Here is a 20,599-nt window from a genome sequence, read left to right as displayed (position 1 = left end):
TCTCCGTTTCTGCCGGGTGCCCGAGCGGATCTGCCGTCGACATGTCGGGGATGAAGACTCATCCGGGCGATGCGGCCGGGGCCGAGGCGTCGCGAAAAGATGGGGCCCGCCTCGTTGCCGCACCCGACGCGGTAACGGACAGGTAACGCGCGCAAGGGGGTTGAGAACGCGCCTTGTTAGCGCTCACAATGCGACGGCGCCCCCGGGTTCCTATGGGGTCGAGTCCGGCTCCCGCCGTGCGGAGCCTCTTCCGTACACCCTGAAAGGACACCCGTCATGGCTCGCAGAGCAGCTCTCGTCCTCACCGCCACCCTTCTCGCCTCCTCGGCGTTGACCGCCTGCTCGACCGAGGGCCCCGCCTCCGGCCCGGCCTCCGGGGCCAAGGCGGACTCCGGCGGCGCGATCACCATGGGCTTCGCCCAGGTCGGCGCCGAGAGCGGTTGGCGTACCGCCAACACCAAGTCGGTCCAGGAGGCGGCGAAGAAGGCCGGGATCGAACTCAAGTTCTCCGACGCGCAGCAGAAGCAGGAGAACCAGATCAAGGCGATCCGCACCTTCATCCAGCAGAAGGTCGACGTGATCGCCTTCTCGCCGGTCGTGGAGTCCGGTTGGGACACGGTGCTGAAGGAGGCCAAGGACGCGGGCATCCCGGTCATCCTCACCGACCGCGCCGTGGACACCAAGGACACCTCCCTCTACAAGACCTTCCTGGGCTCGGACTTCGTCAAGGAGGGCAAGTCCGCGGGCGAGTGGCTGACCAGCGCGTACGCGAACGAACAGGGCCCGGTCAACATCGTCGAGCTCCAGGGCACCACGGGCTCCGCGCCCGCCAACGACCGCAAGGCCGGCTTCGCCGACGTCATCCGTACCGACGGCAAATTCAAGATCGTTGCCTCGCAGTCGGGCGACTTCACCCGTGCCAAGGGCAAGGAGGTCATGCAGGCGTTCCTGAAGTCCCAGAAGGACATCGACGTCCTCTACGCCCACAACGACGACATGGCCCTCGGCGCCATCCAGGCCATCGAGGAGTCCGGCAAGAAGCCCGGTACGGACATCAAGGTGATCTCGGTGGACGGAATCAAGGACGCCTTCGTCGCGATGACCGAGGGCAAGATCAACGTCGTGGTGGAGTGCAACCCGCTGCTCGGCGACCAGCTGATGGAGCTGGCCAAGAAGGTCGCGGCGGGAGAGAGCGTGCCGACCCGGGTCGAGACCCAGGAGGGCGTCTTCCCGCAGGACAAGGCCGCGGCCGCCCTGCCGTCCCGGAACTACTGACGCGCAGGTTCCGGTGCCGCAGAAGGCCCGGCCCGTCTCTTTCGGATCTCGCGGGCCCGCGACGCCTGGCACCGGAGCTCGCTCCACCACCCCACCCATGAGAGGAGGGCGGATGGCATCCCCGTCCACCCCGCGGCCCACGGACGCCGGCGGCCCGCGGCCGGTCCTGGAAGCCCAGGACATCCACAAGCAGTTCCCGGGCGTGCTCGCCCTCGACGGAGTCGCCCTGCGGCTCTTCCCCGGTGAGGTGCACGCCCTGATGGGCGAGAACGGCGCCGGGAAGTCCACCTTGATCAAGGTGCTCACCGGTGTCCACCCCGCCGACGGCGGCACCATCCTCGTCGACGGCCGGCCCCACACGTTCGCGGACCCCCTCCAGGCGCAGCAGGCCGGAATCAGCACCGTCTACCAGGAGGTCAACCTCTGCCCGAACATCTCGGTCGCCGAGAACATCCTCATCGGGCGCGAACCGCGCCGGTTCGGTCTCGTCCACTGGTCCGCGATGCGGCAGCGGGCGGCTGAGCTGCTGACGGAACTGGACCTCGACCTGGACGTCACCAGTCTGCTCGGTTCGCACTCCCTGGCGGTGCAGCAGCTGGTCGCCATCGTCCGGGCGGTGGACGTCTCGGCGAAGGTGCTCGTGCTGGACGAACCCACCTCCAGCCTGGACCGAGAGGAGGTCGCCCAACTCTTCACCCTGGTACGGCGCCTGCGGGACCGCGGGGTGGCCATCCTGTTCGTCACGCACTTCCTCGACCAGGTATTCGACCTCTGCGACCGCGTCACCATCCTGCGCAACGGCCGCCTGGAAGGTGAGTACGCCATCGGCGAACTCACCTCGGTGACGCTCGTCCAGCGCATGATCGGCGGAGAACTCGCCACCCTCGACCAGCTGTCCGACCGTGCCCGCGAGGAAGCGGCCGAACGGGAGGCCGGCGAGCCGTTCCTGCGGGCCCGCCAACTGACCCGTACCGGCTCGATCGAACCGTACGACCTCGACATCCACGCCGGCGAGGTCATCGGACTGGCCGGCCTCCTGGGCTCGGGCCGCACCGAGGTCGCCCGCCTCCTGTTCGGCGCGGACAGCGCGGACGCCGGAGAGGTCAGCATCGAGGGCAGGAAGGTCCTCCTGCGCACCCCCCGCCAGGCCATCGCCCGAGGCATCGCCTTCTGCTCCGAGAACCGCAAGTCCGAGGGACTGGTGGGCGAGCTCACGGTCCGCGAGAACATCATCCTCGCGTTGCAGGCCGGCCGCGGCTGGACCAGGCCGCTGTCCCGTGCGAAACAGGACGAACTGGCACGACACTGGATCGAAGCCCTGCACATCCGCCCCGCCGACCCCGAAGCACAGGTACGCCACCTCAGCGGAGGCAACCAGCAGAAAGTCCTCCTCGCGCGGTGGCTGCTGACGGCACCACGGCTCTTGATCCTCGACGAACCCACCCGGGGCATCGACATCGGTGCGAAGGCGGAGATCCAGAAACTCGTGGCCCGCCTGGCGAGCGAAGACACGGCCGTTCTGTTCATCTCGGCGGAACTCGAAGAGGTCCTGCGCCTGAGCCACCGCATCGCCGTACTCCGCGACCACCGCATGGTGGCCACCCTCACGAACGACGACACCGTCACGCCCGAACGCATCCTCACGACCATCGCCACCGGAGCGGACTCATGACCACCCAGCCTGACCAGTCCAAGGCGGTCGGCGGAATCGGGAGACGACTGGCCGGGCACCGCCTGATGTGGCCAACGCTCATTCTGTTCGCTCTGCTCCTCGGCAACCTTGCGTTCCACCACGACTTCTTCTCCGTCCGCGTACGCGACGGCCACCTCTACGGCAGCCTCATCGACATCCTCCAGTTCGGCGCGCCCCTCACCCTGGTGGCGCTCGGCATGACCCTCGTCATCGCCACCCGCGGCATCGACCTCTCGGTGGGTTCCACCGTCGCCATCGCCGGTGCCGTCGCCTGTGGGCACATCTCCACCGCCGCACATCCCGGCGGCGTCGCCACCATGCTCACGGCCGTCGCCCTCGCGCTCGGCGTCGCCCTCGTACTGGGCCTCGCCAACGGGTTCCTCGTGTCCGGGCTGGGGGTGCAGCCCATCGTGGCCACCTTGATCCTCATGGTCGCGGGCCGCGGCGTCGCCCAGCTGATCACCGACGGCCAGATCACCACGGTGACCAGCGCCCCCTACAAGATGATCGGAGGCGGCTACTGGCTGACCCTCCCGTTCGCCGTCCTCCTGGCGACCGCCCTCGTTGCGCTCACTGCTTTCGTCACCCGTCGCAGCGCACTCGGCATGCTGATCGAGTCCGTAGGCGGCAACCCCGCCGCCAGCCGCCTGGTCGGCATCCGCGCCGGCGGTCTGCTCGCCCTGGTCTACGTCTTCAGCGCGTTGTGCGCCGCCATCGCCGGGCTGATGATCAGTTCCAACGTCTCCAGCGCCGACGGCAACAACGCCGGCCTGTGGATCGAACTCGACGCGATCCTCGCCGTCGTCGTCGGCGGCACCGCCCTGACCGGAGGACGCTTCTCCCTCGGCGGCACCGTCCTGGGCGCCCTGATCATCCAGACGCTGTCCACCACCGTCTACACCCTCGGCGTCCCACCCGAGACCACCCTCGTCTTCAAGGCCTTCGTCGTCATCGTCGTCTGCCTCGTGCAGTCCCCGGTCTTCCGGGCCAAGGTCCTGCGCCGCCGCAGGACAACGACTCCCCGATCCCACACCACGGCGGGTGCCGCCCCGCAGCAGCAGGAGGTACGCGCATGAGTACCGGCATCGCGAGCGCCGCCACGCAACTCACCCGCCCCTTCGCGACCGTGTCCCCGCGCACCCGCACCCGTATCCCCCTGATCGTCACGGCCGTCCTGCTGGTCGTCATGTTCAGCGTCGGATCGGTGCGCTACGAGGGCTTCCTCTCCGCGCAAGTCGTGCTGAACCTGCTGATCGACAACGGATTCCTCCTGGTCGTCGCGGTCGGGGCAACCTTCGTCATCCTCACCGGCGGCATCGATCTGTCCGTCGGCTCCATGGTGGCCCTGTCGACCATGCTCACCGCCTGGCTGGTCGAGTCACACGGCTGGCCCCTGGCCACCGTCATTCCACTGGTCCTGCTGGTCGGCGCCGCGAGCGGGACGCTCATGGGCTGGATCATCCACACCTTCGAGATCCAGCCGTTCATCGTCACCCTGGCCGGCATGTTCCTCGCCCGCGGGCTCTGCTACACGATCAGCACCGAATCCATCACGATCAGCGACCCCGCCACGGCGGCCATCGCGCAGACCCGGCTGTACGGCCCGGGAGGGCTGTTCGTCTCGATCCCGGTGGTCATCGCCCTGGCCGTGCTGGTGACCGCCTTCGTCGTACTGCACCACACGCGCTTCGGCCGCAACGTGTACGCGCTGGGCGGCAATGAGTCCTCCGCACGCCTGATGGGTCTTCCGGTGGGCTCCACCAAGATCGCCGTATACGCCGTCAGCGGCCTGTGCTCCGCACTCGGCGGCCTGCTGCTGACCTTCTACATGCTCTCCGGCTACGCCCTCCACGCCATGGGCATGGAACTCGACGCGATCGCCGCCACCGTGATCGGCGGCACGCTGCTGACAGGAGGTTCCGGCTTCGTCCTGGGCACCGCCCTCGGCGTGCTCGTCCTCGGAATGATCCAGACGGTCGTCAACTTCCAGGGCACGCTCAGTTCTTGGTGGACCCGGATCGTCATCGGTGCCCTGCTGCTCGTGTTCATCGTGCTGCAACGTCTGATGAGTGGACGCCGCCCTGCCGCCGACTGACCCCCGGCTCCGCTGCCCATCAGCCCAGCAGCCATCAGTCCGTGCCGCCGCGTTCGAGTGCCGCGATCACAGCTTGGGAACACTGCCATGGAACACGTAAATGAATCCGCAGACCAGGCCGCTGGGCCCAGGCGGACTGCCACCGGTCCGCGAACGGGCCGTCCCCTCCGCACGGCCGATGAAGGAACGGGGGAGAGGTGGCGGTTCGGCTTCCCCGGCCGGGCCCGCGCGGAGGTCCTCTCGCGCGGCGCCCGCCTGCATTCCCTGATCCTGCCGGACCGCTGGGGCCGCACTGCCGATGTGGTGCTCGCCGCCCGCGACCCCGCCGCCTTCGAGGGCTCCGCGCGCTACTTCGGTGCGACGGTGGGCCGTTACGCCAACCGCATCGCGCGCGGCCGGCTCGTCGTGGACGGCGTCACCCACCGGCTGGCCACCCAGGAGAACGGGCACACGCTGCACGGCGGTCCCGACGGGTTCGACCAGCGCGTGTGGCGGTGCGAACCCTTCCACTCCACGCACCGCACCGGTGTCGGCCTGTTCCTGCACAGCCCCGACGGCGACCAGGGATTCCCCGGTGCCCTGGACGTCCGCGTCACCTACGCGCTGGACCGGGACGACAACCTGACCCTGTCGTACCAGGCGGTCGCCGACGCGCCGACGATTGTCAACCTCACCAACCACACCTACTGGAACCTCGAGGGAGAGGGGCGCGGCAACGTCCTGTCCCACCACCTCCAGGTAGAGGCCCCCTTCTACACCCCCGTCGACGCCGCCCTGATCCCCGACGGCCCTCACCGCCCGGTCAGCGGCACGCCGTTCGACCTTCGCCGGCACCGGCGGCTCTCCGACGTCCTGACCCATACGGATGCGCAACTGGCTCTCGCCGGAGGTGGCTTCGACCACAACTGGGTCCTCGACGGCGCCCGGCGAGCCCGTCCTCGGAAGGCCGCCGTGTTGTACGCCCCCGCATCCGGCCGCCGCATGGACGTGCGCACCACGGAACCGGGCATCCAGGTCTACACCGCCCAAGGCCTGACCGGTGACATCACGGGCAAGGGAGGCAGGCCGTACCGTGCCTACGCGGGGGTCGCGCTGGAAACCCAGCACTTCCCCGACTCCCCGAACCGCCCCGACTACCCGACGGTCCTCCTGCGCCCGGGTGAGCTGTACCGGTCCACCACGATCCACAGTTTCACCACGGCCACCGCCTGAGAGGGGCGGCGCCGGCCGTATCCACTGTCCGGTGCCGCAGGGGCACCGGACGGCGGCTTTCGCGCCCGCGGCACCTTCCTCGTACGACGTGCCATCGGTGCCGGGGGCCCGGCTTGCCACGGGGAAGGGGAAACCCCCGGGCGGGGTCATGCGCTGGGGGGAGCGCTCCTGCGGGCCGTACTGGCGCGCACGATGAGCTCGGGCGCCACCACCAGGTGCGTCGACTCGTCGGTACGGCCTTCGATGTGGTCCAGGAGCAGCCCGATGCTGTCCCGGCCGATCGAGGCGAAGTCCTGACGGATCGTCGTCAGCGGGGGCGCGAAGAACTCCGCCTCGGGGATGTCGTCGAAGCCGGCGACCGCCACGTCCTCCGGCGTGCGCAGGCCCGCTTCCCGCAAGGCCCGCAGGACACCGAGGGCCATCTGGTCGTTGGCGACGAACACCGCGGTGAGGCCCGCTCCCCGCCCTCGTGACGCCAGGACCCGACCCGCGAGCTGCTGGCCGGCCTGGTATCCCGACAGCGGACTCCAGTCGCCGCGCAGCAGGGGCGGCACCTCGGCGCCGGCATCTCGTAGTGCGTCCTCCCACCCCTGTGTGCGGGCCTCGCTCTCGAGCCAGTCGGGAGGGCCTGCGACATGCCACACGGTGGCATGGCCCGACGCGAGAAGATGCTCCGTGATCATGCGAGCGCCGAGGTTCTGGTCCAGCGACACCCCTGGCAGGTCCAGGGTGTGTCCGCCTTCCACGGTGACCACCGGGCACGGTGCTTCCAATGCCGCCAGGGCCCGCACCGCGGCGCGTTGGGGAGTGACGGCGACGATCCCCTCCACGCCCCACCCGGCGAGGTGTTGCATGGCTTCGGCGAGGGCTGTCTGCGTGGCGGTCCGAAGCGTGACGGCGGACGTCAGGTAGCCGCGGTCCCGAGCCGCCTCTTGCACTCCCGCCACGGTGCTGGCGGGCCCGTGCAGAGTGGTGTTCACCGCGATGACGCCCAGCGTGTGGGTCCGGCGAGTGGCCAGAGCCCGGGCTGCCGAGTTGCGGCGGTACCCCAGCTGCTCGATGACCTGGGTCACTGCGGCCCGGGTCTTGGCGCTGACGTTCGGGTGATCGCTGAGCACCCGTGAAACGGTCTGATGGGACACGCCGGCGACGCGCGCGACGTCCGTCATCGTGGGCGCTCGCGAGACGTCTGGGAGCTGGGTCAACTCTCTTCCTTTCCTCATCGAGCGGCCTTCCCTCAAGGTACCGAACCAGCCGCGGCCCGCACACATCTCGGACCGACCGGGAGAATGCCGACGGGTATCGATGTTGGCGCTCACATTATGCAGCGGTGACAACATGCTGTGGGCAGGAAGATTCACGCAACTCTTGAGATTCCTGGCTGTTAGCGCTCACAATTTGAAGGGGTGGCTGCGTTCGCGCAGCCGCGATGCCTAGCGCGGCCCCCGATCAGTCCAGCCCACTCATGCGCGACTGCGGGGCCTGCCGGGCGCCGGTCCCAAGAAGCCGCCGCGCATGTCGGAGAGACGGTGAGAGCGTAGTGAGCGAGACCATCCTCAAGGACCTCCGTCGCGAGGTCCTCGCAGCCAACCTGCGCATTCCGGAGGCCGGTCTGGCCACCCTCACCTGGGGAAACGTCAGCGGAGTGGACCGAGACGCCGGCGTCTTCGTCATCAAGCCGTCCGGGGTCTCCTACGCCGACCTCACGGAGGAGGACCTGGTGGTGGTGGCACTGGAGGACGGGCGGGTCGTCGACGGGCACCTCAGGCCGTCCACCGACACGGAAACCCATCGGTGCCTCTACCGGGCCTTCCCCTCCATCGGCGGCGTCACCCACACGCACTCGGCGCACGCCGTCGCCTTCGCCCAGGCACGCCGCCCGATCCCCGTCCTCGGCACGACACACGCCGACACCTTCAACGGGCCCGTCCCCGTGACGGCGGACCTCACCGCCGAGCAGTGCGCGCAGGACTACGAGTACAACACCGGACAGGTGATCGTGGCCCGGCTCGACGGCGACCCCCGTCGGGCCGACGAGGTCCCCGGAGCGCTCGTCTCACGACACGGCCCCTTCACCTGGGGATCCACCGCGAAGGCCGCGCTGGAGAACGCCATCGTCTGCGAGGCCGTTGCGGAGATGGCGCTGCACACGCTGGCGCTGGGGTCCCGACTCGGGGACGCCTCCGAACCACCGAGGCATCTGCTGGAGCGGCACTTCACCCGTAAGCACGGACCGGACGCCTATTACGGCAACACCCTGCACTCCCCGGGCGCCTGAGGCCGGGCACCGCCTCGGCGCCGCGCGCACATTGCGGACCTTGGTCCAGGTCGCGACGCCGCTCTCGTTGGGGGAGCCGTCGACCGGACCGGGCATGTGGCCTCCGTCGAACGCGGCCCATTGGACCGGGTACCCGGGCGCGGCAGCCCGAGTAGGTGGTGGTGACGTGCGTCAGGCTGCCCGCGCGGGCTCGCGCGGGCTCTGGGAAGCGCAGCCGTTGTTGCTGACGAGTCCGTCGCGCGGGGACCGGCCTTGCGCGCTGTTGAGGACGGAGTCGCTGATGCCGTGGATTCCGAAGCAGGCGATGGGCTGGGTGCCGCCGCTGCACCCGCTGATCTGGCCGCCGGAGACGACCGCGACAGCCACTGCTGGTTGGCTCCGTCGTTGCGCGTCCACCCACTGGCTGACCAGCGCGCCGTCGGCGGTGGACACGCCATAGACGTCCAGCGCCCTGCCGCGGTTGCGATTGACCAGGACGTACCAGGCGTCGCGGTCCACCGTCGCCGCCTCGGCACGCGCATCGTCCGCACAGCCACAGGATCTCGTGCAGGACGAGGCGAGGTCGCTGAGCCATGGCGGTGCCGCAGGCCGTTGCGTGCCTGCGGCACCGCTCGGGCGGTGGGGTCAGGACGGGTCGCCGTACTGGAGGCCGCGTCCGTTGGTGCCGACATAGACGCGGCCGTAGGTGTCGGGGTCGCCGGCGATGACGCCGACGCCGCCGATGCTGCCCCACTGGTGGGCGTCGTCGTTGACGCGGAGCCAGGTGGCGCCCTTGTCGGTGGAGCGGAAGACTCCGGTGACGTCCTTGACGGTACCGATCAGGTACAGGGTCTGGTAGGCGCCGCCCGGCGCGGCCTTACCGAAGCCGAGGGCGGAGGCGGACCGCACCGTTTGGAGCGTGGTGAAGCTGCGGCCGCCGTCGGTGGAGTGCAGCAGCCCCCTGGCACCGTCGCTGATCCACAGATCCCCGGCGATGCCGGGGACGGCCGTGAGCCGGCCGGCGGGCAGGTTGGCGGCGCGGGCTGTGAAGGTCGCGCCGCCGTCGGTGCTGGCGTAGAGCGTGCCGCCGGCCAGTGAGTAGAAGGTCTTGGCCGAGGAGCGGTCGGCGACGACCACGGCGCCGGCGCCCAGGCCGCTGACCTTCGACCAGCTCGCCCCCTTGTCGGTCGAGCGGTACGGGGCCTGGCCGGCCTGGGTCCAGACGATGCTGGAGCCGTCCGCCGCGAGCGCGATGTGGCCGCTGTCGGCGCTGCCCACCGGCTCTGCCTTGAAGCCGTTCCAGCTGCTGCCACCGTCGGTGGAGTAGGCGCCGTCCTGCGCGCCGCCACGGCCGACGCGGACCATCACCGAGGGGTTGGACTGGGCGAAGTCGATGTCGGTGCTGGTGATCATCATCGGATTGTCCAGCCGCCCTGCGGGCACCCTGGTAAGGGAGTCGTGGCGGAAACCGCCCAGGTCGCCCATGGCGCTGATGACGGTGGCGCCGTCGGGCGGGGCGATCACGTCCATCAGCGCGGTCTCCTCCAGCCCGCGGGCCCCCGCGGTCCAGTGGCTGGTGCCGCCGCTGTCGGTGGCGGTGGCGTCCTTGCTGCGCCAGATGCCGCTGCCGGTGCCGTACAGCACGTGCCCGGAGTCGAAGGGATCGATGGCCAGGGCAGTCATCCAGTGCCCGATGCCGGTACCGACATAAGGAGCGGCGGAGGCGCTCCTCGCCGACTTCGCGGCCTGCGCCTTCCAGGTCGTGCCGCCGTCGGTGCTCCGGTAGAGCTCGTCCTCGGGCCACCAGCGGTCGAGGGTGGTGACCATCACCGTGGACGGCTTCTGCGGGTCGACGGCCAGACCGGAGAACCCGTAGCTGCCGCTGGACGGGGAGACGTTCTTCCACGCCCCGCCCGCCGGCGTGTACTTCCAGACCGAACCCGCCGTCGCGCCGTTGGGTCCGACGGTGTTGGCGTACGTCAGGTACAGCGAGCCGTCACCGGAGAACACGCCGTGCTGCGGCATCTGGCCGGTGGGCTGCCCGGAGACGGCCTGCCAGGTGCTGCCGCCGTCGGTGGAGCGGTACAGGGAGGCGGACTTGTCGGCGACCCCGACATAGATCGACTTGCTTCCGGCCGGGCCGTACGTCACGAAGGAAATGCCCGCGCCGCTGCTCGCGCCGTCCTTGACGGGGAAAGAGGAGACCTGGCTCCATGTCACGCCGTGGTCGGTGCTGCGCCACAGGCCGTTCTTGCGGGTGCCCAGCAGCAGGGTGCCGTTCTGTGCGGGGTTGATCGCCAGCCGTTCGCCCGCCCCGCGGCCGTCCTCGTTGGCGCCCAGCTTGAAGGGCAGGTCGGTGCGCTGGAAGGTGCGGCCCCGGTCCGTGGAGCGCAGGATCGCGCCGTTGCCCGCCCAGTCGTTGGTGTAGGTGCCCGTCGCGAGGTAGAGCCGCGCGGGGTCGACGGGGTCGGTGGCCAGCGAATCGATGCCCAGAAGGTTCCAGTCCTTCTCGCCGAGCCAGTCGGTCAGCGGGAGCCACTGCTCGGCCGCGACGTCCCAGCGGTAGGCGCCGCCCATGTCGGTGCGCGCGTACAGCAGACCCTTCTCGCGCGGGTTGAACACCAGCCCGGTGACGTAACCGCCGCCCACCACCTGCGCGTTGTTCCACGTGTACAGTCCGGCGCCGACCGCCTGGGTCCCGGCCGTTTTCACCAGCTTCCACTGCTGGTTGGTGCTGCCCTTGCCGGGATACTGGATGACTCCCGCGCCGTCGGCCGTGGAGCCTCCGGAGACGTCCAGGACCTGGCCGCTCCCGCGGGAGGTGAAGGTGACGGCGTCGGAACCACTCACATCGTCGATCCGCCACTCCTGGGAGGCGGAGGAGCTGTCGGTCTGCTGCTCGGCGGCGGCCGTCTGGGCAGTCGAATTGCCCGCTATGCCCAGCACTTTGCCGCTGTTGCGGTTCACCAGCTCGTAGTAGCCGTCCCTGGTGGGTCTCAGCCTCCACTGCTGGTTGGCGGTGTTCTGGTCGGTCCACTGCTGGATGCGGGTGCCATCGGCGGTCGAGAAGGCGTTGACGTCAATGACCTTCCCGCTGCGTACGGAAATCAGCCTGTAGTAGGCATTGCCGTCGACCGTCGCGGCCTGCGAGTCCTCCTGCACGAACAGGAGGTACGGCACGAGGACGGCGGGCACGCCGAGCAGCAGACCGGTCGCGGTCCAGCGCCGGCGGTGACGCCCGCGGCGCCCGCCGTTCGTGGGGTTCTTCATGGGGGGTGTTCTCCTTGCATGCCACCAGAGGGAATGGTGGATCCAGCGACCGCAACGGCCGGGTCCGACTCCTTGTGGTCACAGGCCCCGCAAAGGGTTGCCTTGAGCCGGGAACTTTTTTCAGGTCACCTCGTGGTGCGGTAGGCGTTGATCAGAGCACTCGTTGCCGAGCGGGCTTGGCTGACCGCGGTCCTGCTGCCCGGGTCTGCGCCCGACGTCAACCCGGGTGGACCGGCGGCGGGAACAGGGACGTCACCCCCGGTACCCTGACCGTCTCACCGGTGCGGGCCAGGAGTTGGCCGCCGGCTGCCCGAACGCACCCGGATGATCTGTGGGAGTCGGCCATGGAACACCACCGACAAGCCCACACGCGCGGTACCGGGCCCTCCAATTGGGCGCGGCCGTTCCAGTGACCCAAGGCACAGGCTTTGGCCGCATACCCTTGCCGACACTAGGGTGTGGCGCCGTGCTCGGCGGATCGCTCCCCTGAGGGAGGTGGGAATGGGGCTCATGGATGCGGACCACGCGGGGCTGGTCGTCGCGGCGCAGGCTGGTGACGATCGGGCGCGCGAGGAGCTGATCGCCGCGTACCTGCCGTTGCTCTACAACATCGTCGGACGAGCGCTGAGCGGACATGACGACGTCGACGACGTCGTCCAGGAAACCCTGCTGCGCGTGGTGCGCGACCTGCCTGCCCTGCGGGCCCCGGAGAGCTTCCGGTCCTGGCTGGTGTCGATCACGCTCCGCCAGATCAATACCCACTGGCAGCGGCAACGCGCCTTCGCCGGCCGGACCACGGTCATCGACGAGGCACTCCAGATACCGGACGCCGGCGCCGAACTCGAGGACGTGACGATCCTGCGTCTGCATGCGTCGGACCAGCGCCGCCAGGTTGTCGAAGCCGGCCGGTGGCTCGACCCGGACCATCGGGTGCTCCTGTCGCTGTGGTGGCAGGAATGCGCCGGCTCGCTGAGTCGTGACGACATCGCCGCCGCGACGGGGCTCACTGTTCCCCACGTCGGAGTACGCCTGCAACGCATGCGCGAGCAGCTGGAACTGAGCCGGACGATCGTCGCCGCGCTGGAGGCCGACCCGCGCTGTCGGCAGTTGGACGAGACCGTCGTCGGCTGGGACGGTCTCCCTGCATCGGTGTGGCGCAAGCGGATCGCGCGGCACACCCGCGACTGCCCGGTCTGCACGGCGACGACGACAGAACGGGTTCCGGCCGAACTGCTGCTCCTCAGCCTCGCGACGCTGACCGTCCCGGCCGGACTCATCGCGGCGCTGGCCGCCAAGGGCCTGCTGTCGGGCACGGCCGCGAGCGCCGCCGGGCTGGCCACGGCACACGTCGCCGCCGGCACGGCGACGGCGGGAAGCAGTCTGCACAGCGCGCTGATCGGCAAACTCCACGCGGTGACCGCTCAACCGCTGGTGAGCCTCGCCACCGGCGCGGTGCTCATCGCCGGGACCGCCACCTACGCGACCTGGCCCGAACCGGCGCATCGGGAGCCCGGAGTCATCGCCGCTCCCACCGTCGGCCGTCCCACGCCGGTCCCGTCGCGCACCACCACGCCGGGCGGACCGTCCCCGGCGAGTCCGTCCGCCGTACCAGCCGCTGTTCCGCTGGGCGCACAGTCGCTGGAGTCCGTGGACGACCCCGCTCTGTACCTCACCTATGCCGACGACTTCGCGATGCTCGGCCGAGTCTCCGCGTCCAGCAGCGCGCAGACACGGCAGCGGGTCACCTTCGTGGTCATCCAGGGGCTGGCCGACACACGGTGCGTCACCTTCCGCGCAGCCGACGGCCGCTATCTGCGCCATCGAGACCTGCGGCTACGGCTGAGCACCAACGACGGCAGCGAACTGTTCCGTGAAGACGCCACCTTCTGTCCGCAACCCGGAGCGGTCGCAGGGTCGGTAACCCTGCACGCGCACAACTATCCCGGATCGGTCCTCCGCCACCGCGACGGTGGCATCTGGCTCGATGGCTCCGACGGCACTCGGGCCTTCGCCGGCCAGGCTTCCTTCATCGTGCGCAGGGCCTGGGCCACCCCTCTTTGAGCACGGGGGACCGAGTCGCGCAGTGACAGCCGGTGATCCTGCTCCACGATCCTGCACCACGCAGTTCTCCACCCCGGCAGTGAGCCGGTGATCAGGGCAGCGCGCCCTTCCCACAGGGACGACCAGACCGCGCGGCCGGGCATAACGCTTTTTGCCTGCGAGATGCATCACCGAGCAATCGTCCGGACAGCGCGACTTTTTTGTTACGAGACCGCGAGTTCGGAGGCCTCCATATCGTGGGGCGCTTTCCCGCCGCTCACCATGCGTGCCGGCGTGGCAGGTTCCCCGACTCTTCCGTTGACGTATCTCCTGAAGAAAGCCCCTCCCATGACGCGACACACCCACGAACCCCGGGCGACCGGTACGCAGGAACGGCGCCACGTCCTGCACTGCACCCACCCCGCGGCGGATCAGGCCGCACCGGCCGATGCGCGCACGATGACGGCACCCAGGGTGACCCGCGACCCCCGAGGAGAATCATGAAGGGCCTGCACCGGCTCGGCCGGCGTCGCCGGACACTGACGATGGGACTGTCGGCCACGGCGCTGGTAGCCGGTGTCGTGACGCTCCTCCCCAGCTCGGCCGGAGCCGCGAACCTGGGTACGCAGGCGGCCCCGTCGGGCAGGTACTTCGGCACCGCTGTGGCCGCCGGGAGGCTCGGCGACTCGAAGTACACCGCGATCTCGGACCGGGAGTTCAACATGATCACCCCGGAGAACGAGATGAAGTGGGACGCCATCGAACCGTCCCGCGGCAATTTCAACTTCGGCCCCGCCGACAAGATCGTCAACCATGCCACGGCGCACGGCCAGCGCCTGCGCGGCCACACCCCCGTCTGGCACTCGCAGCTCCCGTCCTGGGTCAGCTCCATCAGCGACGCGAACACGCTGCGCAGCGTGATGAACAACCACATCACCACGTTGATGAACCACTACAAGGGCAAGATCTACGCCTGGGACGTGGTCAACGAGGCGTTCGCCGACGGCTCCACCCAGCACCGCAGCTCCGTGTTCCAGAACGTGCTGGGCAACGGCTTCATCGAGGAAGCGTTCCGCACCGCCCGGGCGGCCGACTCCTCGGCCAAGCTCTGCTACAACGACTACAACATCGAGAACTGGTCGGACGCCAAGACCCAGGGCGTCTACAGCATGGTCAAGGACTTCAAGTCCCGCGGCGTGCCGATCGACTGCGTCGGGTTCCAGAGCCACTTCGGCACCGACGGCCCGCCGTCCAGCTTCCAGACCACCTTGTCCAACTTCGCCGCCCTGGGCGTTGACGTCCAGATCACCGAGCTGGACATCGCCCGGGCGTCGGCCACCCACTACGCCAACACGGTCAAGGCCTGCCTGTCCGTGGCCCGGTGTACCGGCATCACGGTCTGGGGCATCCGTGACAGCGACTCCTGGCGCAGCGGCGAAAGCCCCCTGCTGTTCGACAACAACGGCGACCCCAAGGCCGCCCACACCGCCGTCATGAACGCCTTCAAGGCCGCCACCGGTACCACCGGCGGGACCAGTACCGGGGCGATCAAGGGCGTCGCCTCCGGTCGTTGTATCGACATCAACGGCTTCACCACCGCCAACGGCACCCAGGCGCAGCTGTGGGACTGCAACGGACAGACGAACCAGCGCTGGACCCACACCTCCGGCAAGCAGCTGATGATCTACGGCAACAAGTGCCTGGAGGCCATGGCCAACGGCACCGGCAACGGCACCGCGGTGGTCATCGGAGACTGCAACGGCGGCGCCGGCCAGCAGTGGAACATCAACACCAACGGCACGATCGCCGGCGTCCAGTCCGGGCTGTGCCTCGACGCCGTCGGCGCGGCCACCGCCAACCGCACCAAGATCCAGCTGCACTCCTGCTGGTCCGGCACCAACCAGAAGTGGACCGGCCTGTCCGGGACGTCGAGCCCGACGACGCCCGCGCCGCCGGGCGGCACGTGCGCTCTTCCGTCGACCTACCGGTGGACGTCGACGGGTGCGTTGGCGCAGCCGGCGAACGGGTGGGGCTCGCTGAAGGACTTCACCAACGTGGTGTACAACGGCAAGCACCTGGTCTACGCGTCGAACACGTCGGGATCGTCGTACGGCTCGATGACGTTCAGTCCCTTCACGAACTGGTCGGACATGGGGTCCGCCGGGCAGAAGGCGATGAGCCAGCCCGCGGTGGCTCCCACGCTGTTCTACTTCGCGCCCAAGAAGATCTGGGTCCTCGCCTACCAATGGGGTCAGTGGCCCTTCATCTACCGCACGTCGAGCGACCCCACCAACCCCAACGGCTGGTCCGCTCCGCAGCCGCTGTTCACCGGCAGCATCCCCCGCACCGACTCCCCCACCGGCCCGATCGACCAGACCCTGATCGCTGACGGCCAGAACATGTACCTGTTCTTCGCCGGTGACAACGGCAAGATCTACCGGGCGAGCATGCCGATCGGGAACTTCCCGGGCAACTTCGGCTCGTCCTACACGACGATCATGAGCGACTCGGAGAGCAACCTGTTCGAGGCGCCGCAGGTCTACAAGGTTCAGGGCCAGAACCAGTACCTCATGATCGTCGAGGCGAAGGGTGCGAACGGGCGCTACTTCCGCTCGTTCACGGCCTCCAGCCTGAGCGGTTCGTGGACCCCACAGGCCGCCAGCGAGAGCAACCCCTTCGCGGGCAAGGCCAACAGCGGTGCCACCTGGACCAACGACATCAGCCACGGTGACCTGGTCCGCAACAACCCCGACCAGACCATGACCATCGACCCCTGCAACCTGCAGTTCCTCTACCAGGGCAAGTCCCCCACCGCGGGCGGCCCCTACGACCAACTGCCATACCGGCCGGGCGTCCTCACTCTGCAGCGCTGACCTGCCCGATCCACGGTGATCGCGATTCGGGGCGGCCTGCCAGTGCGGAGACGAGCGGTTTAGGCACGGGCAACTCCACCTGCTGACCGATACTCACCACCTCGAGGAACCCCAGCCGTGCGTCGGCTGGGGTTCCTCTCTTTCGTGGACTTTCATCGTGGGTACGGACCGAAGCACTACGACGCCACCGCGGACACCGGCGCCGGGTCAGGGGCGCCGGGGAAGAGGCTGCTCCGGAGCGGGAGATCGCGACGGTGACGCAGGTCGATGCGCGGGCCGAGGCGATCGGCATCCGGTGGCGGCTGAGGGGCTTCCTCGGCGCCCACGGCCCGATGCGTCCAGAGCGGCAGGCGAGCTGCGGCGGAAGGACGTGGACCTCGATGCCATGACCATTCGCGTACGGAAGGCCGTGCACAGGCGTGCTGACTCAGGTCACTGGTGCTGCGCTGCTCGCGCCCCGGTCTGCGGCGCCTGTGCACTCCGCGACCAGCAGGCCCAGAGGCGCTGATCCCACGCTGCCGTCGAAGCAGAGGGCCGGCAATCGGTCAGCGTGAGTCCTGAAAGACCTGGGAAAAGCTGACCGAACCTGCGAACGGTTGTAGGCTGCCAGGACCGCCCTTGACCTGCGCGAAGCAGGCAGGGAGCAGACATATCGGGAGTATTTCATGCTTCGTACCATGTTCAAGTCCAAGATCCACCGGGCCACCGTCACCCAGGCCGACTTGCACTATGTCGGGTCCGTGACCGTTGACGCCGACCTGCTGGACGCCGCCGACCTGCTCCCCGGGGAGCTCGTCCACATCGTGGACATCACCAACGGTGCGCGGCTGGAGACCTACGTGATCGAGGGCGAGCGCGGATCCGGCGTGATCGGGATCAACGGCGCCGCCGCGCACCTCGTGCACCCCGGCGATCTCGTCATCCTCATCAGCTACGCACAGGTCGAGGACGCCGAGGCCCGGACGCTGAAGCCGCGCGTCGTGCACGTCGACGCGGACAACCGGATCGTCGAACTGGGCTCCGACGCCTCCGCACCGGTACCGGGCACGGACCAGCGGCGCAGCCCCCACGCCGTGGCCGTCTGAGAAGGAGCCGGGGACCATGCCGCAGAGCCCGGACACGCCGATCGAGTTCCAGGACGAGCGGGAGGCCGGGCGGCTGCTCGCCGTCGAGGACGGGCAGGCCGTCGGGTGCATCGCCTACTTCGTGCTCGACCGGCCGCCCCACGCCCTGGTGGCGGTACACACGGTCGTCGAGCCGGGCCACGAGGGCCGGGGCATCGCCGGAGGGCTGGTGAGGACCTTCTACGGACTCGCCGAGACCGAGGGCGTGCCCGTGGTCCCGCTCTGCCCGTACGCGGCGAGCTGGGCCGCCAAACACCCCGACGAGGCGCCCGACGCGCCGACCGAGGTCGTGGCGGCGGCGAAGGCGCAGCTGGCCGCCGACTCCGACCGGTGGTGACGGTCCCCGGCCTGACCCTGCTGCACACCTCGCCCGTGCACGTCCCCGTCTTCGACGCGCTGGGCGAGCGGCACCACCCGGGCGCCGTCCTGCGGCACCTGGTGGTGCCGCAGCTGCTGGACCGGGCCCGCGCGGACGGGCCGCGCGCCGTGGCCCCCGCCCTGCGGGAGCTGCTCGGCGCGGCCGGGCCGGGCCCCGTGCTGGTCACCTGCTCCACGATCGGGGCGACCGCCGAGGCACTCGCCCCGGCCCTCGGCGCCCCGGTGCTGCGCGTGGACCGGCCGATGGCGGCCGCGGCCGTGCGCACCGGCCCCCGCATCGCCGTCCTCGCCGCCCTCGCATCCACGCTGTCACCGACCGTGGAACTGCTCGCAGAGGAGGCGGGCGGGCGGGCGGTGTCGGTCGTCACGCACCTCGTCCCCGGCGCCTGGGAGAGCTTCGAGGCGGGGGACACCGCCCGCTACCTCTCCCAGGTGGCCGAGGCCGCCGACGCCGTCACCGGTGCGGACGTCATCGTCCTCGCGCAGGTCTCCATGGCGGGCGCCGCCACGCTGGCCACGACCGCCACCCCCGTGCTGTCCAGTCCCGCGCCGGGTCTGGCGGCCGCGCTCGCCCTGACGGCCGAAGCGTAGGGAGTCCCGGGGCGTACGGGACGCAATCGCGGGAAAGTGCCGTACATGGTGCGAAAACTCGAAGCGACGCAGCCGCCGGCCCCCGAGCCCGATCCGCAGCCGGCGCCCACCCCGTTCCCGGAGCCCGAGCCGATCCCGCGCCCCGTGCCGCCCGTGCCCGGCCCCGTCCCGGAGCCCGACCCGGTGCCTCCGCCGCCGGGGCCCGCGCCGGTGCCCCAGCCCGGGCCCTGGAGCTAGGGAGTGTCGAAGTAGCGTCGGCCGCCCGAAGGACGGCGCGGCGGGGTCTGGGGTGCACGCCCTCCGGGCGGCCGACGCTACTTTGCGGACAGCCCTCGGGCGGCGTTCAGTCCGTGCGGACCTCGGAGCGGTCGCCGCTCCAGAGGGTGTGGAACGAGCCCTCGCGGTCGGTCCGCCGGTAGGTGTGCGCCCCGAAGAAGTCCCGCTGGCCCTGGGTGAGGGCCGCCGGGAGCCGCTCCGCGCGCAGCGCGTCGTAGTACGCCAGTGAGGCCGCGAAGGCCGGTACCGGGATGCCCGCGCCCACCGCCGCCGAGACCACGGAACGCCAGCCCTCCTGCGCCGCGCCGATCTCCTCGGCGAAGCGCTCGTCCGCCAGCAGGCTCGGCAGGTCCGGCCTGGCGTCGAAGGCCGCGCGGATCCGGTCGAGGAACGCCGCCCGGATGATGCAGCCGCCGCGCCACAGGGAGGCGACCGCGCCCAGGTCCACGTTCCAGCCGTACTCCTCGCTGCCGGCCCGGATCTGGTGGAACCCCTGCGTGTACGAGACGATCTTCGACGCGTACAGCGCCTCCTCCACCTGCGCGGCGAACGCCTCCGCCGCCTCCGGCGACAGCGCCGCCGCGGTCGGCCCCGCGAGTCCGCGGGCGGCCGTCCGCAGGTCCGCGTGGCCCGAGACGGCGCGGGCGAACACGGCCTCGGCGATTCCCGACACCGGCACCCCCAGGTCCAGGGCGATCTGCACGGTCCAGCGGCCGGTGCCCTTCTGCTCGGCGGCGTCGGCCACGACGTCGACGAACGCCTGCCCGGTCGCGGCGTCGGTGTGGGCGAGCACCTCCGCCGTGATCTCGATCAGGTACGAGTCCAGACGGCCCCGGTTCCAGTCCCGGAAGGTCTCCGCGATCTTCGCGGGGGTGAACCCGGCGACCTCGCGCAGCAGGTGGTAGGCCTCGGCGATGAGCTGCATGTCGGCGTATTCGATGCCGTTGTGCACCATCTTGACGAAGTGTCCGGCGCCGTCGGGCCCCACGTGCGAGGTGCACGGCGTGCCGTCGGCGGCCTTCGCCGCGATCTTCTCCAGCAGCGGGCCGAGGGACGCGTACGACTCCTTCGAGCCGCCCGGCATGATGCTCGGCCCGAGCAGCGCGCCCTCCTCGCCTCCCGAGATGCCCACGCCCACGAAGTGGATGCCCCGCTCCCGCAGTTCCCGCTCGCGCCGCCGGGTGTCCTCGAAGTGCGCGTTCCCGCCGTCGATGATGACGTCGCCCTCCTCCAGGAGAGGGGCGAACTCGCGGATCACGGCGTCGGTCGGCTCCCCGGCCTTCACCATGATGACGATGCGGCGGGGGCGCTCCAGCGCGTCGACGAACTCCTTGGCCGACTCGGCGGCCACGAACGCGCCCTCGTGGCCGAACTCCTCCACCAGCGCCGTCGTCCTGGCGGTGGTGCGGTTGTGGACGGCCACGGTGAATCCGTTGCGGGCGAAGTTGCGGGCGAGGTTGCTGCCCATGACTGCGAGGCCGGTGACGCCGATCCGGGCCGTGCTGGTGCTCATCT

General features: G+C 70.0%; 14 protein-coding genes and 3 pseudogenes. 12 read left to right on the top strand and 5 right to left on the bottom strand.

Going from position 1 to position 20,599, the window contains the following annotated elements:
* Window positions 1-276 precede the first annotated feature (276 nt).
* From AB0F82_RS01695 to AB0F82_RS01675, 5 genes are all read left to right on the top strand, one after another.
* Window positions 277-1,275, top strand: coding sequence for an ABC transporter substrate-binding protein (locus AB0F82_RS01695; RefSeq protein WP_356811801.1), 999 nt, complete (start codon window positions 277-279; stop codon window positions 1,273-1,275).
* A gap of 112 nt (window positions 1,276-1,387) precedes the next feature.
* On the top strand, window positions 1,388-2,947 hold the full coding sequence (locus AB0F82_RS01690; RefSeq protein ID WP_362622620.1) for a sugar ABC transporter ATP-binding protein: 1,560 nt from the start codon (window positions 1,388-1,390) through the stop codon (window positions 2,945-2,947).
* Window positions 2,944-4,044 carry an ABC transporter permease gene (locus AB0F82_RS01685; protein WP_356811803.1) on the top strand — a complete coding sequence of 367 codons (1,101 nt, stop codon included), beginning with the start codon at window positions 2,944-2,946 and terminating at the stop codon, window positions 4,042-4,044. The genes AB0F82_RS01690 and AB0F82_RS01685 overlap by 4 nt, the downstream gene beginning before the upstream one ends.
* On the top strand, window positions 4,041-5,063 hold the full coding sequence (gene yjfF / locus AB0F82_RS01680) for a galactofuranose ABC transporter, permease protein YjfF (protein ID WP_362622616.1): 1,023 nt from the start codon (window positions 4,041-4,043) through the stop codon (window positions 5,061-5,063). Before AB0F82_RS01685 ends, yjfF begins: the two co-directional genes overlap by 4 nt.
* An 87-nt stretch (window positions 5,064-5,150) precedes the next feature.
* Entirely contained in the window at window positions 5,151-6,275 is a 1,125-nt protein-coding gene (locus AB0F82_RS01675; RefSeq protein ID WP_362622613.1) for an aldose epimerase family protein, read from the top strand.
* 146 nt (window positions 6,276-6,421) lie between these two features.
* Here AB0F82_RS01675 and AB0F82_RS01670 read toward each other — a convergent pair whose 3' ends face one another.
* Window positions 6,422-7,498, bottom strand: a complete 1,077-nt coding sequence (locus tag AB0F82_RS01670) for a LacI family DNA-binding transcriptional regulator (protein ID WP_436842007.1) — start codon at window positions 7,496-7,498, stop codon at window positions 6,422-6,424.
* Window positions 7,499-7,815: 317 nt separating this feature from the next.
* Here AB0F82_RS01670 and araD point away from each other — a divergent pair, with 317 nt between their 5' ends.
* Window positions 7,816-8,553 (top strand): L-ribulose-5-phosphate 4-epimerase AraD, encoded by a 738-nt coding sequence (gene araD / locus AB0F82_RS01665; protein WP_362622607.1) that lies wholly within the window; start codon window positions 7,816-7,818, stop codon window positions 8,551-8,553.
* A 39-nt stretch (window positions 8,554-8,592) separates the two neighbouring features.
* Here araD and AB0F82_RS01660 read toward each other — a convergent pair.
* The 3 genes and pseudogenes from AB0F82_RS01660 to AB0F82_RS01655 all read right to left on the bottom strand — a co-directional run.
* Window positions 8,593-8,916, bottom strand: a pseudogene (locus AB0F82_RS01660) (RICIN domain-containing protein); the annotation flags it as partial.
* Between the two features lie 78 nt (window positions 8,917-8,994).
* Window positions 8,995-9,051, bottom strand: a pseudogene (locus AB0F82_RS38625) (hypothetical protein); the annotation flags it as partial.
* A gap of 126 nt (window positions 9,052-9,177) precedes the next feature.
* The gene (locus tag AB0F82_RS01655; RefSeq protein WP_362622604.1) at window positions 9,178-11,802 is read right to left on the bottom strand and encodes an RICIN domain-containing protein; all 2,625 of its coding nucleotides are present in this window, start codon (window positions 11,800-11,802) and stop codon (window positions 9,178-9,180) included.
* A gap of 501 nt (window positions 11,803-12,303) precedes the next feature.
* On the opposite strand from AB0F82_RS01655, the gene AB0F82_RS01650 reads away from it, so the two are divergent.
* The 6 genes and pseudogenes from AB0F82_RS01650 (at window position 12,304) to AB0F82_RS01625 (ending at window position 18,808) form a co-directional block, all read left to right on the top strand.
* Window positions 12,304-13,863, top strand: a complete 1,560-nt coding sequence (locus AB0F82_RS01650; RefSeq protein ID WP_362622602.1) for a sigma-70 family RNA polymerase sigma factor — start codon at window positions 12,304-12,306, stop codon at window positions 13,861-13,863.
* A 479-nt stretch (window positions 13,864-14,342) separates the two neighbouring features.
* A complete protein-coding gene (locus AB0F82_RS01645; RefSeq protein ID WP_362622600.1) occupies window positions 14,343-16,715 on the top strand; it encodes a non-reducing end alpha-L-arabinofuranosidase family hydrolase in 2,373 nt (790 codons plus the stop codon).
* A 203-nt stretch (window positions 16,716-16,918) separates the two neighbouring features.
* A pseudogene (locus AB0F82_RS01640) lies at window positions 16,919-17,124 on the top strand (tyrosine-type recombinase/integrase); the annotation flags it as partial.
* A 256-nt stretch (window positions 17,125-17,380) separates the two neighbouring features.
* Window positions 17,381-17,800: an aspartate 1-decarboxylase gene (panD, locus tag AB0F82_RS01635; RefSeq protein WP_356811811.1), complete on the top strand. Its 420-nt coding sequence runs from the start codon at window positions 17,381-17,383 to the stop codon at window positions 17,798-17,800.
* 16 nt (window positions 17,801-17,816) lie between these two features.
* The gene (locus AB0F82_RS01630) at window positions 17,817-18,176 is read left to right on the top strand and encodes a GNAT family N-acetyltransferase (RefSeq protein ID WP_362622597.1); all 360 of its coding nucleotides are present in this window, start codon (window positions 17,817-17,819) and stop codon (window positions 18,174-18,176) included.
* Window positions 18,170-18,808 (top strand): aspartate/glutamate racemase family protein, encoded by a 639-nt coding sequence (locus AB0F82_RS01625; protein ID WP_362622594.1) that lies wholly within the window; start codon window positions 18,170-18,172, stop codon window positions 18,806-18,808. The genes AB0F82_RS01630 and AB0F82_RS01625 overlap by 7 nt, the downstream gene beginning before the upstream one ends.
* A gap of 343 nt (window positions 18,809-19,151) precedes the next feature.
* Here AB0F82_RS01625 and gndA read toward each other — a convergent pair whose 3' ends face one another.
* Complete coding sequence (gndA, locus tag AB0F82_RS01620; RefSeq protein WP_356815441.1) at window positions 19,152-20,597, bottom strand: NADP-dependent phosphogluconate dehydrogenase; 1,446 nt, start codon at window positions 20,595-20,597, stop codon at window positions 19,152-19,154.
* Window positions 20,598-20,599: the final 2 nt, after the last annotated feature.

The organism is Streptomyces virginiae, from assembly GCF_040638905.1.
Lineage (GTDB): Bacteria > Actinomycetota > Actinomycetes > Streptomycetales > Streptomycetaceae > Streptomyces > Streptomyces virginiae_B.
The sequence above is the reverse complement of the archived record's forward strand: the minus strand, read 5'-3'. Positions and strand labels throughout refer to the sequence as shown.

Coding starts and splice junctions, on each gene's coding strand:
- AB0F82_RS01650 (WP_362622602.1), top strand. CDS start 12,304: ATGGGGCTCATGGATGCGGACCACGCGGGGCTGGTCGTCGCGGCGCAG.
- AB0F82_RS01645 (WP_362622600.1), top strand. CDS start 14,343: ATGAAGGGCCTGCACCGGCTCGGCCGGCGTCGCCGGACACTGACGATG.
- AB0F82_RS01630 (WP_362622597.1), top strand. CDS start 17,817: ATGCCGCAGAGCCCGGACACGCCGATCGAGTTCCAGGACGAGCGGGAG.
- AB0F82_RS01655 (WP_362622604.1), bottom strand. CDS start 11,802: ATGAAGAACCCCACGAACGGCGGGCGCCGCGGGCGTCACCGCCGGCGC.
- AB0F82_RS01690 (WP_362622620.1), top strand. CDS start 1,388: ATGGCATCCCCGTCCACCCCGCGGCCCACGGACGCCGGCGGCCCGCGG.
- AB0F82_RS01685 (WP_356811803.1), top strand. CDS start 2,944: ATGACCACCCAGCCTGACCAGTCCAAGGCGGTCGGCGGAATCGGGAGA.
- yjfF (WP_362622616.1), top strand. CDS start 4,041: ATGAGTACCGGCATCGCGAGCGCCGCCACGCAACTCACCCGCCCCTTC.
- AB0F82_RS01675 (WP_362622613.1), top strand. CDS start 5,151: ATGGAACACGTAAATGAATCCGCAGACCAGGCCGCTGGGCCCAGGCGG.
- AB0F82_RS01670 (WP_436842007.1), bottom strand. CDS start 7,498: ATGAGGAAAGGAAGAGAGTTGACCCAGCTCCCAGACGTCTCGCGAGCG.
- panD (WP_356811811.1), top strand. CDS start 17,381: ATGCTTCGTACCATGTTCAAGTCCAAGATCCACCGGGCCACCGTCACC.
- gndA (WP_356815441.1), bottom strand. CDS start 20,597: ATGAGCACCAGCACGGCCCGGATCGGCGTCACCGGCCTCGCAGTCATG.
- AB0F82_RS01695 (WP_356811801.1), top strand. CDS start 277: ATGGCTCGCAGAGCAGCTCTCGTCCTCACCGCCACCCTTCTCGCCTCC.